Annotated in this window: 14 protein-coding genes; all 14 read left to right on the plus strand. The window is 44.4% G+C overall.

The window, feature by feature from the left end; genetic code table 11:
• Positions 1-89 precede the first annotated feature (89 nt).
• A complete protein-coding gene (locus tag HPK16_RS00180; RefSeq protein WP_181675009.1) occupies positions 90-914 on the plus strand; it encodes a hypothetical protein in 825 nt (274 codons plus the stop codon).
• Positions 911-1705, plus strand: a complete 795-nt coding sequence (locus HPK16_RS00185; RefSeq protein ID WP_181675010.1) for an SGNH/GDSL hydrolase family protein — start codon at positions 911-913, stop codon at positions 1703-1705. The genes HPK16_RS00180 and HPK16_RS00185 overlap by 4 nt, the downstream gene beginning before the upstream one ends.
• The gene (locus HPK16_RS00190; RefSeq protein ID WP_181675011.1) at positions 1702-2607 is read left to right on the plus strand and encodes an ABC transporter ATP-binding protein; all 906 of its coding nucleotides are present in this window, start codon (positions 1702-1704) and stop codon (positions 2605-2607) included. The genes HPK16_RS00185 and HPK16_RS00190 overlap by 4 nt, the downstream gene beginning before the upstream one ends.
• Positions 2600-3580: an ABC transporter permease gene (locus HPK16_RS00195; protein ID WP_181675012.1), complete on the plus strand. Its 981-nt coding sequence runs from the start codon at positions 2600-2602 to the stop codon at positions 3578-3580. The genes HPK16_RS00190 and HPK16_RS00195 overlap by 8 nt, the downstream gene beginning before the upstream one ends.
• Before the next feature lie 449 nt (positions 3581-4029).
• A complete protein-coding gene (locus tag HPK16_RS00200) occupies positions 4030-4896 on the plus strand; it encodes a VOC family protein (protein ID WP_181675013.1) in 867 nt (288 codons plus the stop codon).
• Entirely contained in the window at positions 4893-5849 is a 957-nt protein-coding gene (locus tag HPK16_RS00205) for a ring-cleaving dioxygenase (protein WP_181675014.1), read from the plus strand. The genes HPK16_RS00200 and HPK16_RS00205 overlap by 4 nt, the downstream gene beginning before the upstream one ends.
• Positions 5850-5856: 7 nt before the next feature.
• Positions 5857-6465, plus strand: a complete 609-nt coding sequence (locus HPK16_RS00210) for an alpha/beta hydrolase (protein ID WP_181675015.1) — start codon at positions 5857-5859, stop codon at positions 6463-6465.
• Positions 6458-7075, plus strand: a complete 618-nt coding sequence (locus HPK16_RS00215) for a flavin reductase family protein (RefSeq protein ID WP_181675016.1) — start codon at positions 6458-6460, stop codon at positions 7073-7075. The genes HPK16_RS00210 and HPK16_RS00215 overlap by 8 nt, the downstream gene beginning before the upstream one ends.
• A 93-nt stretch (positions 7076-7168) precedes the next feature.
• Positions 7169-7678, plus strand: coding sequence for a GNAT family N-acetyltransferase (locus HPK16_RS00220; RefSeq protein WP_181675017.1), 510 nt, complete (start codon positions 7169-7171; stop codon positions 7676-7678).
• Between the two features lie 457 nt (positions 7679-8135).
• Complete coding sequence (hflX, locus tag HPK16_RS00225) at positions 8136-9407, plus strand: GTPase HflX (protein WP_181675018.1); 1272 nt, start codon at positions 8136-8138, stop codon at positions 9405-9407.
• Positions 9408-9457: 50 nt separating this feature from the next.
• Entirely contained in the window at positions 9458-10327 is an 870-nt protein-coding gene (locus HPK16_RS00230; protein ID WP_181675019.1) for a metallophosphoesterase, read from the plus strand.
• A 67-nt stretch (positions 10328-10394) separates the two neighbouring features.
• Positions 10395-11384 (plus strand): lipoate--protein ligase, encoded by a 990-nt coding sequence (gene lplA / locus HPK16_RS00235; protein WP_181675020.1) that lies wholly within the window; start codon positions 10395-10397, stop codon positions 11382-11384.
• A 90-nt stretch (positions 11385-11474) separates the two neighbouring features.
• The gene (locus tag HPK16_RS00240) at positions 11475-12095 is read left to right on the plus strand and encodes a PepSY domain-containing protein (protein ID WP_181675021.1); all 621 of its coding nucleotides are present in this window, start codon (positions 11475-11477) and stop codon (positions 12093-12095) included.
• Between the two features lie 815 nt (positions 12096-12910).
• Positions 12911-13660 (plus strand): hypothetical protein, encoded by a 750-nt coding sequence (locus HPK16_RS00245; protein ID WP_181675022.1) that lies wholly within the window; start codon positions 12911-12913, stop codon positions 13658-13660.
• The last annotated feature ends 4 nt before the right edge of the window (positions 13661-13664 follow it).

Raw genomic sequence — 13664 nt, forward strand, 5'->3', positions numbered from 1 at the left:
TTTCGGCTTTTTTGTTTAGCTTTGCTGGCAATTCTGCTATACTTAATCAAAAGTGGCGTGAGGCTATCGCGGGAGGGGTTGGTGAAGGAATGAGGAAATATTATACCCATCAAATTGGGATGGCGCTGATGTTGATTTTTGGTGTGATAACGGGGCTTGGTGCTGTTCGGCGTCTGATGTATCTGCTGTTGCTAGATCAGGAACGGTCCAGTATTTATTGGATAGTGGAGCTGGGGCTTGCTGTTATCATGATTGTGACGGCCATTTTATCCTATTCTGATCGCCGGCTGAAGGGTACGGAAGTGGCGGTTAGCTTGTTGTTTGTCACCTACTTCACCTATTTTGTGATTCGAGCGGTTATCGGGATGGAAGAGACTGTGAATATTCAGAATGCCAATATTTTATCGATGTTAGCTGGACTCGCGATGTTTGCATCCTTTATTCTGTTTTATACGTCGGATGATGGGGCTATTGTCGCCAAACCGGAGCAGCGGATTGTGACAGTTAGCGGTTTTGTTCTCGTTTTATTAGGCGCTGGACTTGGCCTTGTGGTAGCTATTTTGAGATATCAGGCGTATGCAACGATGCAAGGATGGAATGGACAAGATTTTCGAAAAATGGTTTTTTATCCGGCGATGATTTCTATGGGTGAATATTTATTCGTGTCTTTGGCCTTTATTTTCGTGTCTTTTTTACTATTCCAAAAATGGCAACCGCTACTCGCGTATATTGGAATGGGTATTGCGATGCGAGAATTGCTTTTTGGCTGGCTACAAATGCGGGCGTTGCAAGGGGATGATATGGAGTTAACGATTCTGGGGCTATTGCCATTATTTGTTGGTGTGACTGGATTTATTGGGTTCCTTTTATTTTTAGGAGGGGCTAAAAGAGGCGAACAGGAGGAACGGACTTGAAACGAAATAAATGGGTAATTGTGATGACGTGGATTTCAGTATTGGCGCTTCTTCTCTGCGTGGCAGGCTTAATTGCTGTGGCGCAAGGTCATACGAAATCGGGAACGAGTACGACGGAAAAAACAGAAACAAAAACGGAAACGAAGAAATCAGATCGGTTTCAAGTGACAGGCCTCGGCGATTCGTTGACGGCAGGCGTTGGGGATACGGATGGAAAAGGTTATGTTCGTCGTGTAGTTGATACGCTAGAGAAGAATGGTACGAGTGTGACGCTGTCCAATTTAGCGATTAGTGGTGCGCGTAGTAATCAGTTACTGGGCCAACTTGGTCAGAAAGAAATTGCGCAACAAGTGACGAACGCGGATGTGATTTTCATGACGATTGGTGGGAACGATTTGTTCCGTGGTGGCGCAGCGCTAGAGGATTTGAATGCGGCGGAGATTCAGAAGAACGAGACGGCGTATTTAAAAAATTTGGAGCAGACGTATAAGCGAATCCGGGCGCTGAATAAAGATGCTGTCGTGTATCATCTCGGTTTGTACAACCCTTTTGTGGATGTGAAAAATCGGGCGGAATTGGCAAGTATTGCGGCGAAATGGAATATGGATACGCAGAATTTGGCGAGTAAATTTTCGCGTGTGGTGTATGTTCCAACGTATGATTATTTTATTTTGAATGGGAAGAATTATCTGTCGAGCGATCATTTTCATCCGAACGGAGCGGGTTATCAGTTGTTTGCGGATCGGGTATCGAGTGTCATGACAACGGACGGGGAGAGTGATGCGAAATGACGACGGCACTATTAGTACAGGATTTAAATAAAAAAATCGGCAAGCGGCAAATTATTAAGGATTTGAGCTTCGAGGTCAATGAGGGCGAAGTATTTGGTTTTCTAGGGCCTAATGGAGCGGGGAAAACGACGACAATCCGGATGCTGGTTGGTCTGATTAAACCGACTTCGGGCACAATTCTGATTGGTGGTAAGGACATTCAGAAAAACTTCACGGAAGCGATGAAGAGTCTAGGGTGTATCGTTGAGAATCCGGAGTTTTATCCGTTTTTGACTGGTTGGGAGAACCTTGCCTATTTTGCGCGGATGGATCGTTCGATTCGGCCGGAAAGGTTGCAGGAAGTGGCGGAACTCGTTGGGATGACGGCACGCGTGCATGACCGGGTTTCGACTTATTCACTTGGGATGCGTCAACGTTTAGGCATCGCGCAGGCCTTGTTGTCGAGTCCAAAACTGCTGATTCTGGATGAGCCGACGAATGGTCTTGATCCATCGGGGATTCGCGAAATGCGGGACTTTATTCGTTATTTAGCGAAAACGGAAGGGATTAGCGTCCTGGTTTCTTCGCATTTACTTAGTGAGATTCAATTGTTGTGCGATCGTGTGGCAATTATGACGAATGGCGAAATTATTGCGACGGATGATGTGGATAAGCTACTTTCTGATCGGGAAAAAACGCGGTGGCGCTTCGAACCGATGGCAAAAGGTGCGGCAATTTTGGCGGAAATGACAGCAGTTACGGAGCAGGATGGTGCTTATTACACGAGTTTTGAGGCGGATAAATTACCGGTTTGGAATAGTCGTGTCGTGCGTGCTGGCGTACAAGTACTTGAGATGCAGAAGATTACGCCGTCGCTGGAGGACTTATTTATTGAATTGACAGGAGGGCAAGGCATTGATTAACTTAGTTTATAATGAGCAGTTGAAGCTTTACAGAAAACGCCGACTCCTGATTATTTTATTTTTGGTCGCGATTATTGTGGGAATTTTTACGTATGCGCAGTTTAGGCAACATCAGGAGGATGAACAGAAATCGGGGACGACGGATTGGCATGTGCAGGTGCAGCAACAGATTGTGGACATTGAGAACCGGCTGAGTTCGAACCGGATTCCGGATGAGTATAAGAAATATATGCGTGTGACGCTGGGGCAGTTGCAGTATTATCTGGACGAGGATGTAAATCCGAACGCGCCGGGAGCACCGACTTTTCTGAAATCATTTGTTGAAAATGGAATCGGATTGCTGTTTCCGCTGTTTGTCATGGTGATTGCGGCGGATCTTATTTCTTCGGAGTCGGGCAGCGGGACGATTAAATTCTTGCTGACGAGGCCGGTGAAACGATGGCGAATCTTGACGAGTAAATTCATTTCGATGATGCTGTCGGTGTCAATTATTTTACTAGCATCGGCGATTATTGCGTATGCGATATCGGGTGTCGTGTTTGGGTATGGTGGCTGGACGGCGCCGATTCTGACGGGATTCGATGTGAGTGGAGATGCAGTTGGAACAGCGGGCGTGTATTCGTTGCCGATGTGGCAGTATTTATTGATGGAATTCGGTTTGGCGTGGTTGGTCGCGATGGTGATTGGCGTGCTGACGTTGATGTGCTCGGTATTAGTGAGAAGTACGGCAGCCGTAATGGGAATTATGCTGTCGGCGCTGATTACGGGATCAATTTTGAGCAACCTTGTATCGTCTTGGCCGAGTGCGAAATATTTATTCATGGTTAATTTGCAGTTGACGAATTACTTGAACGGGACGAGTCCTCCAGTAGACGGCATGACGCTTGGATTTTCTGTTGTGACGTTACTTGTATGGATGGTTGCAGGATTAATTACATCCTATTGGGTGTTTATGAAACGCGACGTATATTGAAGTTGTGGGTTACTCAAAATAAATTGGCGTCAAGCGTTCGCATTGTTGGGGCTGTTCGAAATGAAATGAGTTACAGCCTCAATATGCCTATGAGCATCGCGAATAGGCGATCCTTCAGGAAACTTGGAATGAGGCCGTGGTAAACTTTACGGTTCTGCTACGCAAGATAGCTACGCTTAACTTCTCGCATGGTCGGGGATACGACTCCCTCCCTACTTTCAGTCATCATGTACAGTCGTACACTCCGCTTCCGGGTTCCGCCAAACTTGTGGAATACAAACGCTTTCGCTCGATTTGTATAAGGCTGTATTTTCGTCCTACCCAAATAATGGGCTGGGCGATTTTTTCATATTCATTTTTGTCGCTTACTTTTTATAAGCAAAGTTCTTTCTTTTTATATAGTTTAGTGTTAAACTGTTTTTAAAGATAAAGAGAGAGGGTGTGAGGATATGATTACAGGGATACATCATGTGTCGGCTTTTACGAAATCGGCGGTTGAAAATCGGGCTTTTTATACGGAAGTGCTTGGTTTGAGGTTGGTGAAAAATACGGTGAACCAGAATAATACGCGAATGCGGCATTTATTTTATGGGGATTATCGCGGGAATCCGGGGACGTTGCTTACTTTTTTTGAAATTAAGCGGCTTGGTCGGGCTCGACGGGAACAGGATTTTTATGGGACGACGTATTTGGCGGTTCCGAATGGTGCGCTTGATTTCTGGGAGGAGCGGTTGACGCCGCACGTGACGGAGATGGAGCGGACGAACGTAGGCTTGGTTTTTGAGGATGCGGATAGTTTTCGGATAATGCTGGTTGAGATGGATGAGGGAATTTTGCCGGAGAATGCGACACGGCATACGGATATTCCGGCTGATAAACAGGTGATACGGATTCTCGGGATAGATTGGCATGTGCGGGATACGGAGCGCTTAGCTGATTTTATGAAGCAGTTTTTGCAGATGGAGTCAGAGCCTTTGACGCATTTTATTCCAAGTGGATCGGATGCGAAAACAAGGATGGGCCGTGGCAGTATTGATCATGTGGCTTATCGGGTTACGACGAAAGCAGATGTGGCAAAATGGCATCAGAAGGCTGTGGATGCAGGTCTGGAAATAGTGGAATTCGTGGATCGGGCTTATTTTACGAGTTTGTATTTCCGCGAACCGAATGGACTTTTGATTGAAATTGCGAGTGACACGCCAGGTTTTGCGATTGATGAAACGGTGGAGACGTTGGGTGAAACGCTTGCCTTGCCGCCATTTTTAGAAGGAAAACGTGTAGACATTGAATCTAATTTAAAGGAGAATGACAAATGAAAGAATTAAAAGGAATCCACCATGTAACGGCGATGACTAGTAGTGCGGAGAAGAATTATGCGTTTTATACGGAAACGCTTGGGATGCGACTTGTGAAGAAAACGGTGAATCAGGATGATATTCAGACGTATCACTTATTTTTTGCGGATGATGCAGGTTCTGCGGGAACGGATATGACGTTTTTTGATTTTCCGAATTTGCCAAAAGGGTGTAAAGGAACGGATAGTATTTCGAAAACATCGTTCCGTGTGCCGAGTGATGCGGCGCTGGATTATTGGGTGAAGCGTTTCGACGAATTGGGCGTGGATCATGACGCCATCAGCGAAAGTTTCGGTAAAAAAGTGTTGGCGTTCCGCGATTTTGATGAGCAGTCGTTGCAACTGATTTCGGATGAAAAAAATGAGGGTGTGGCGCCTGGGATTCCGTGGAAGAAAGGGCCAGTTCCGGCTGAGTTCGCGATTTATGGATTGGGTCCTGTGTATTTGACTGTGCAAAATAAGGAGAATATCGGCTTAGTGTTGACAGTCATTCTTGGATTTAGAGAAGTGGCGACGAGTGGCGCGGAGCATTTATATGAGGTTGGCGAAGGTGGAAACGGGGCGCAAGTTATTGTTGAGGAGCGCAATGATATATTGCCTGCGATGCAAGGATATGGAAATGTGCACCATGTTGCGTTTCGTGTCGAGGATCATGCGGAATTGGAGAAATGGATTGCGCGTGCGAATGAGTTTCAGGCGCCAAATTCGGGTTATGTGGATCGTTTCTATTTTGAATCGCTGTACATGCCGGTTTCGCAACAAATTTTGTTTGAATTCGCGACGGATGGACCTGGTTTTGCGCAAGATGAGCCGTATGAAACGATGGGTGAGAAGCTTTCGCTACCACCATTTTTAGAGGCAAAACGAGCAGCGATTGAGGCAGAGGTTCGCCCGCTGGATACGAAAAGGAGCTGAGGTCGAGATGGAACATATTTTTATACAAGGGGAAAATAAGGATTTGATGCCGCTTGTTTTGCTTCATGGGACGGGTGGCGATGAGCAGTCGTTATTACAGTTAGCGGAAATTATCGCACCGGACGCAAGTGTGTTATCATTTCGTGGTGATGTGTCGGAGAATGGGGCAAATCGATTTTTCGCGAGGTATGCGGACGGCTCGTTTGATTTAGCAAGTTTGAAGGAGAAAACGGGAGAATTAGTGTCGGAAATCAAGGTATTGGCTGGAAAATATGATTTTGATGCGGCAAATGTGGTTGCGGTCGGTTATTCGAACGGCGCCAACATTGCAGCGAATGCGATTCTGACGGATGCTGCGAGTTTCCAAAAAGCGATTTTGTTTCATGCGATGCCGTCTGGTGAGGCGATGCCTGATTTCACGTTGAATCGGGCGGCTGTTTTTGTGACGGCGGGCGTGAATGATCCGTTGGTGACGGCGGCAGGATCTCAGTCTTTGATTGATGCGCTGAGTCATCGAGGGGCTGCGGTCGAGTCGCTTTGGACGCAAAATGGGCATAATTTGACGATGGCAGAAGTCGAAGCAGCGCGTGATTGGTATGTGGCGCAACATGATTAGGATGGATGCAACGGAGCTATCGCCGCAGGACAATTATAAGTTTTTGAGTGGGGCGATTATTCCGAGACCGATTGCTTTTGTGACGACGATATCGGAAAATGGTGTGTTGAATGCGGCGCCGTTTAGTTTTTTCAATGTGGTGTCGAGTCAGCCGCCGATTGTGTCGATTGCGATTCAACGGGATAATGGGCAGATGAAGGATACGGCGCGGAATATTCTCGAAACTGGTGAGCTGGTGATTCATATTGTGGATGAGGATTTGACGGCGGAAATGAACAAGACGGCGGCGAGACTGACGCCAGAGGAAAACGAGCTAGATGCGACGAATTTGACGGTAGTCCCGAGTGAAAAAGTGGCGGTTCCGGCGATTAAAGAAGGTAAGATTCGCATGGAGGCAACCCTGTTTCAGCACATTCCCATTTCGAATGATGAGGGAAATCCCGTCACTGATTTGATATTGGCTCGCGTGGTATTTTATCATGCGGATGCATCCGTTTTTGATGTGGAGAAGCAGTACGTTTTGACGGAAAAACTGAAACCTGTGGCGCGTTTAGCAGGGAATAATTACGCAAAATTGGGCGAGACTTTTATAGTGGAACGGCCCAAATAAGCAACCTATTTGAAAAACGCAGCGCATCCACCTAGGCGCTGCGTTTTTTTTTCTGTTATAATGAAAAAGAATTAGCGAAAGGGGGCGTGGGCGATGATTCAGATTCGGGAAGCTTGCGAATATGACGCGAAACGATTTGCAAAGATGCAATTACAAATAGATGGTGAGACGGATTATATGCTCTACGGCGCTGGGGAGCGGGAGATATCGACGAAGGATGCGCGAAAACGGATTGAGTATTTTGCGGATTTGCCGTATTCGCTTATTTTAGTGGCGGAGGATATGGAAACGGAGGATTTAGTTGGATTTTTGATAGCAGATGGAAACCCACCGAATCGGATGCAGCATAACGTGTATATCGCTGTCGGTGTTGTGAAATCGCACTGGGGACAAGGTGTGGCGACACGCTTATTTACGCATATGGAAACGTGGGCAAAAGCGCGTGGTGTGGTGCGTCGGATCGAATTGGGCGTGTTGTGTGAGAACCAGACCGCCTTGCGTTTATATCAAAATCTTGGCTATGAAATCGAAGGCACACATCGTGATTCCTTCATGATTGGCACCGATTATTATGATACATACTGGATGTCAAAATTGATTTAATGACTTGCAAACCGTTTTTTACCATGTTACAATGTGACTAATTAAAATGATCGGAGGGTTGTCCAGATGTGGTATGTTAGACTTAGAATTCCAAATTCGCTAAACGTAACTAAATAGTGCGAGAATGTGTTCAGGACAAACGGAGGGACAATTCGAAATGTACCTATCTATACTCGACGAAACGTGAATCGAGCGGTTGCCGCCGATTCCCTCGAAGTATGTGCTGAACTCGAAACGGGATTGGTCTGCCTTTCACGAAGGACCCCATTTTAGTGTGATACTAAAACTAAATATTTTCGCGTACCTAGATTTTTTCTTGGGATACGTGTCGATATTGACGGGGAGCAGATGAATTGTCTGCTTCTTTTTGGTGTGCCTAGAACTTCCTATTTTGGGGCACTGGCCGTCTCTATACCCTCGCACGTGTAAAAATAAAAAAACACTGGAGGAATGAATGATGACTAGAACAGCAATATTAGTAGGAATTACAATGCAACAGGCAAACTTTGAATATTCAATGGCGGAACTTGCCAATTTGGCGGAGGCTAACGCAATTAAGCCAGTTGGTGAAATTACGCAAAAGTTGGATCGCAAAAATAAAGCAACCTATGTCGGCAAAGGAAAGGTAGATGAAATCAAGAGTTTGGCGGATTATGAGGATGTTGATCTCGTTATTTTTAATGATGAATTGGCGCCTTCACAGATTCGAAATTTAGAGGAACTACTAGAAATTGAAGTGATGGACCGGACGCGCCTTATTTTAGATATTTTCGCGGAACGGGCAAAAACGAGAGAGGCGCAGCTACAAGTGCAAGTTGCTCGTTTGAAATATGAGCTGCCGCGTGTTGTGGGACAAGGGGAAGGCATGGATCAGCAAAGCGGAAAAGGTGGACTGAAAAACCGCGGTGCTGGTGAAACGAAGCTCGAAATGGATCGGCGCCGGATTAAAAATCAAATCAGTCAGTTGAATAAGGAACTGGACGGACTCGTGGCGGAGCGGCAAGTACAACGTCGTCAGAGGCAGAAAAATGAGATTCCAGTTGTGTCGCTTGTCGGGTACACGAATGCTGGGAAGTCGACAATCATGAATGCGATGGTCACAGCGCATAGCCAGACAGCGAACAAGCAGGTTTTTGAGAAGGATATGTTGTTTGCAACGCTTGAAACGAGTGTTCGTGAGATTGTTTTGCCAGATAAAAAACAGTTTTTGCTTACAGATACGGTTGGTTTTGTCAGTAAATTGCCGCATAACTTGGTGAAGGCTTTCCGTTCGACGCTCGAGGAAGCAGCCGAAGCGGATGTGTTGATTCATGTTGTCGATGTGTCCCATGAACATTTTGAGGCGATGATGAAAACGACGGAGGAGACGCTAGCGGAACTGGATATTACGGATCGGCCCATCATTTTTGCTTATAATAAAGCGGATTTGGCGACGAATGTGATGTTCCCAAGGCGCGAGGGCGATAGCTTGTATTTGTCTGCCAGAGAGGACACAGGGCTTGAATTGCTCATCGATATGATTAAAGAGCAGGTATTTAATGATTATAAAACGGTGACTTTCGTGATTCCGTTTGACCGTGGGGACGTGGTTTCCTATTTAAATGAACACGCGGATGTACTCGAAACGACCTACGAAAATGAGGGAACGGTTCTGCGGGTGAATGCCCAGGAATCTGATCGGATGAAATATGCCGAATTTATCGGTGAGGATACTCAAAAAGAAGGCTAAGAAGCGATATCTTTGTTATAATAGGGAAAAAGATGTGAAGGATAGAAGCTATGAAAAATAATTTTTTGAAGGTTACAGGTTTTGCCGCGCTAGCTTTTACGGGCTACGCGTATTGGTCAACGAAGCAACTTAGAACAACGGATTACAACATTGTTTCGGCTAAAATTGCACCGGAATTGGACGGATTTCGGATTTTACAATTATCAGATATGCATGGCGATACGTTTGGTCGCTATAATCATCGCTTGATTAAGAAGATTTGGGCGATTGATCCGGATATCATTGTCGTGACAGGTGATTTGCTAGATGGCGATGAGGGGATTAATACGGCGATAACGTTGATGCGTAAGCTTGCGCGCCGCTATCCGATTTATTATGTAACGGGCAATCACGAGGCACGAAGCGCGAATTTGGAAGACCTTTTGCCGGAATTAGAAAAAGCTGGGATTACCTATTTGAAAAATCAACATGTGTATATCGAGCGTGATGGAAAATCTTTCGCATTGGCTGGTATTGATGATCCGAGTATGCTGATTCAAAAACCTCACCAGCTTACATTTGCCGAAGAAATAGCCTGTGAGGAAGAAATTGTCGAGGCTGAATTGAAGGAAGCGACGACTGGAATTCCAGATTCGATTTTCACGCTTTTACTATCCCATCGACCAGAGAAATGGCCACTATACCAACAAGCCTCAGTTGATCTGGTTTGTTGCGGACATGCCCATGGCGGACAAGTGCGATTCCCTTTTACAGAGGGTTTATATGCGCCACACCAAGGTTTTATGCCAAAATGGACCGCGGGCTTGAAAGAGGCGAACGGTAAGGCGATGATTATCAGTCGCGGAGTTGGAAATGCAACACTTGTACCGCGCATTTTTAATGAACCGGATTTACCAATCATAATATTACGACATAAATAACAAGAAGGGCTTGAAGCGCAGTTGGAAAACGGATGTTTCAAGCCCTTTTATGGATGGAGAGAAGTTCGTGATTTATATCGATACGAAAGATTGTTTGGATCAGACGGAGAATTTCGCGATAGAGGAGTTTGCGTTGCGTCATTTAGAGGCGAATGAGACGTATGTGATGTTTTACAGGATGCATCCGACGGTGATTGTTGGCAAGAACCAGAATACGTTAGCCGAGATTAATCACGCCTATATAGAAGCGCAGGATATCCCAGTTTTGCGTAGGCTTTCCGGTGGTGGCGCGGTTTATAATGACCAGGGGAATATTAGTTTTAGTATCATTACAAAAGATGATGGAGCTAGTTTTAATAATTTTGAACGTTTCACAAAGCCGGTGATCGATGCGTTGATTGGGCTCGGTGTGGACGCAAAATTGAGTGGCCGTAATGATATTGAGGTGGCAGGTCGAAAAATATCTGGAAATGCGCAGTTCTCGACGGGTGGCAGGTTGTACAGTCATGGAACATTGCTATTTGATGTGAACCTAGCTAATGTTGAAAAAGCGCTACATGTGAATCCATTGAAATTACAAGCGAAAGGCGTAAAATCCGTTCGATCGCGCGTCACGAATATACGCGAACATCTGTGTGAAGATATGGATATCCATGCATTTCAACAAGTCTTGCTACAATCTATTTTCAAAACAACTGAGATACCTAGCTATGTTTTTTCCGAGGAAGATTGGATGCAGATTCGTACAATTCAAAAAGAACGCTATCAAAATTGGGATTGGAATTATGGGAAATCTCCTAAGTTCAATGTTAAAAATGTGCAGAAATTTTCTGGTGGACTGGTAGAAATATTATTCCAAGTCGAGAAAGGACGTATTACAACAGCCCAAATTTTCGGAGATTTTTTTGCAACGGGAGATATTAAAGAGGTTGAAAATAAGCTGTTAGGAGTAGCTTATACACGAGAAGCGCTAGATGCTTTTTTAGAAGGAGTCGATGTGCCGCGTTATTTTGGTAAAGTCACAAAAGAAGAGCTTCGAACGATTATTTTTCAGTAGAATTAGGAATCTAAGTCTTAGGTATGATGTATTGCGCAGTAGTGATATGTTAGACTGTGTCTATAAACTAAAGAAGGCAGGGAATAAAATATGTGGAAAAAAATTAGTGTAATTGCAATGACAACGGTAATGGTAGGGACGCTCGCAGCTTGTGGAGATGACGATGCGAATGATAACAATAATTCAAACAACACGCAACAAACAACAGACTCAGGTACAAACAGTAACTCTAATTCGAACACATCGACAACAGATTTGAATAACAAGAAATTTTCGATGAGCTATACGGACGCTGTTGAAATTTTCAAGAATAAACACCCTGAAGCAGACGTGACATCGGTCGAATTATCGCAAGAGCTAGGAAAATTCGTTTATACGATTGATGGTGTAGATGATTCTAACGAGTTTGAAATGAAATTCGATGCGGATACGAAAGCAATTTTACAAGATAACAATGAAAAGCTTGACGCAGAAGATGCAAATGGCAATGAAAGAGCAAACGAAAAACTTGATTTAACAGGTATTAAAACACCACAAGAAGCGATGACAGTAGCACTTAAACAACAAGCTGGAACAGTGAAAGAATGGACGATTGAACGCGAATTAAACCAAACATACTACAGTGTTCAAATCATGAATGGCAACCAAGAGGTTGAAGTGAAACTGGATTCCAAAACGTTAGAAGTGCTATCCACCGAACAAGACGACTAAGGCTCAGCGAGCCAGCAAACGCTCATCTCTGTCGTTAAAAGCTCCGTTCCGGTGCTCATGTACAAATCGTACATTCCGCTCCGGTACTCGCTTTTGCCTAGGACCTAAGCATTTGCTGTCTCGCTGAGGTTTGGCGGCACGGAAGTGCCGTATAAGGAGTATCGAAGATGGCTTGGAGATAAACAATGAGTGAGAATATCGTACATTCCGCTCCGGTGCTCGCTTTTGCCTAGGATCTAAGCATTTGCTGTCTCGCTGAGGTTTGGCGGCACGGAAGTGTCGTATAAGGAGTATCGAAGATGGCTTGGAGATAAACAATGAGTGAGAATATCGTACATTCCGCTCCGGTACTCGCTTTTGCCTAGGATCTAAGCATTTGCTGTCTCGCTGAGGTTTGGCGGCACGGAAGTGTCGTATAGGAGTATCGAAGATGGCTTGGAGATAAACAATGAGTGAGAATATCGTACATTCCGCTCCGGTACTTGCTTTTGCTTAGGATCTAAGCATTTGCTGGCCGGCTGAGATTCGATGGCACGGAAGTGTCATCAGAGCTACCTGAAGGTGGCTTGAAAACATACAATATGTAAGAATCACAAACTATTTTTATGGATAGGATGTGATTCTTTTTTATACAATTTAGGTGGAAGTGTTTGTTTTCAAGGGATGGGACAGGATTTATTAACTAGTCGTTTTATTCACGTTTGGTGTGGGTTTCTTTTGTTTAAGCTGCAGACTTTTTATAATCTGTGGCTTTTATTATTTGGCTTTACGTGATAAACTAGGATGAAAGAATGAGAAGGAATGAGTGTTGGTTTATGGCGGGTGAAAAGCTGATTCGGTTTTATCGGACGAAACTTAGTAATTATAACTTAATATATGGATTTATGACGCAACGGATTTGGGCTTTTTGCTTGTTGATGATTCTTTTGTTGGCTTTACCGACTGCTTTTGGATTGGCTTTTGGTGTTGGCGGACTTTGGACGGGACTTATTGGATATGCGGTGCTTTTTCTGCTTTTTTATTACCTATTGATTGCTAAAAAGGCACAGAAGGAGTTGTGGAAAAGGTATCATATACGTGACTTAAAAAAATTGCATATGTTGAAACTTTGTCTGCTGCGGAATTACTTGGCGCGCAATGGATTCACTTCTCCAGAAGAACTAGGAATGTTACAAAAAGTGTTGGAAGAGGATGATTCATTTTTAAAGAAGAATTTCACCATTAAAAATATGGCGATATTGCTTGTTGTACTTATATTTGCAGCGCTTGGTGCTGTTTTTATTTTAGAGGCAAGTCCAGAGGGGCATCGTATTTTTCTAGTGGTTATGCTGGCTTTATTTGTTTTATTTTTGGCGGCGGTTTTGCGAATTATTGGGTATGTTATTTCGCATTTTTCAGATGCTAATAAGCGTAGTGCGCGAGCTTTGATTCGTGATATGCAAGAACTTAGTGCGAGTTATATTATGGAGCAAAATACGGATTATCAGCCATATCGTGAAATGGAGTTAGTGATTGCAAATAATGATATTTTAAAAGAAATCATTGATGGGAAAGCGATATTTTAAATCA

The sequence above is a fragment of the Paenilisteria rustica genome (genome assembly GCF_013820765.1).
GTDB lineage: Bacteria > Bacillota > Bacilli > Lactobacillales > Listeriaceae > Listeria_A > Listeria_A rustica.

Bases quoted from the DNA above. Each gene is read 5' to 3' on its own strand.
- HPK16_RS00180 (WP_181675009.1), top strand. From the start codon at position 90: ATGAGGAAATATTATACCCATCAAATTGGGATGGCGCTGATGTTGATT.
- HPK16_RS00190 (WP_181675011.1), top strand. From the start codon at position 1,702: ATGACGACGGCACTATTAGTACAGGATTTAAATAAAAAAATCGGCAAG.
- HPK16_RS00200 (WP_181675013.1), top strand. From the start codon at position 4,030: ATGATTACAGGGATACATCATGTGTCGGCTTTTACGAAATCGGCGGTT.
- HPK16_RS00205 (WP_181675014.1), top strand. From the start codon at position 4,893: ATGAAAGAATTAAAAGGAATCCACCATGTAACGGCGATGACTAGTAGT.
- HPK16_RS00210 (WP_181675015.1), top strand. From the start codon at position 5,857: ATGGAACATATTTTTATACAAGGGGAAAATAAGGATTTGATGCCGCTT.
- HPK16_RS00215 (WP_181675016.1), top strand. From the start codon at position 6,458: ATGATTAGGATGGATGCAACGGAGCTATCGCCGCAGGACAATTATAAG.
- HPK16_RS00220 (WP_181675017.1), top strand. From the start codon at position 7,169: ATGATTCAGATTCGGGAAGCTTGCGAATATGACGCGAAACGATTTGCA.
- hflX (WP_181675018.1), top strand. From the start codon at position 8,136: ATGACTAGAACAGCAATATTAGTAGGAATTACAATGCAACAGGCAAAC.
- HPK16_RS00230 (WP_181675019.1), top strand. From the start codon at position 9,458: ATGAAAAATAATTTTTTGAAGGTTACAGGTTTTGCCGCGCTAGCTTTT.
- HPK16_RS00240 (WP_181675021.1), top strand. From the start codon at position 11,475: ATGTGGAAAAAAATTAGTGTAATTGCAATGACAACGGTAATGGTAGGG.
- HPK16_RS00245 (WP_181675022.1), top strand. From the start codon at position 12,911: ATGGCGGGTGAAAAGCTGATTCGGTTTTATCGGACGAAACTTAGTAAT.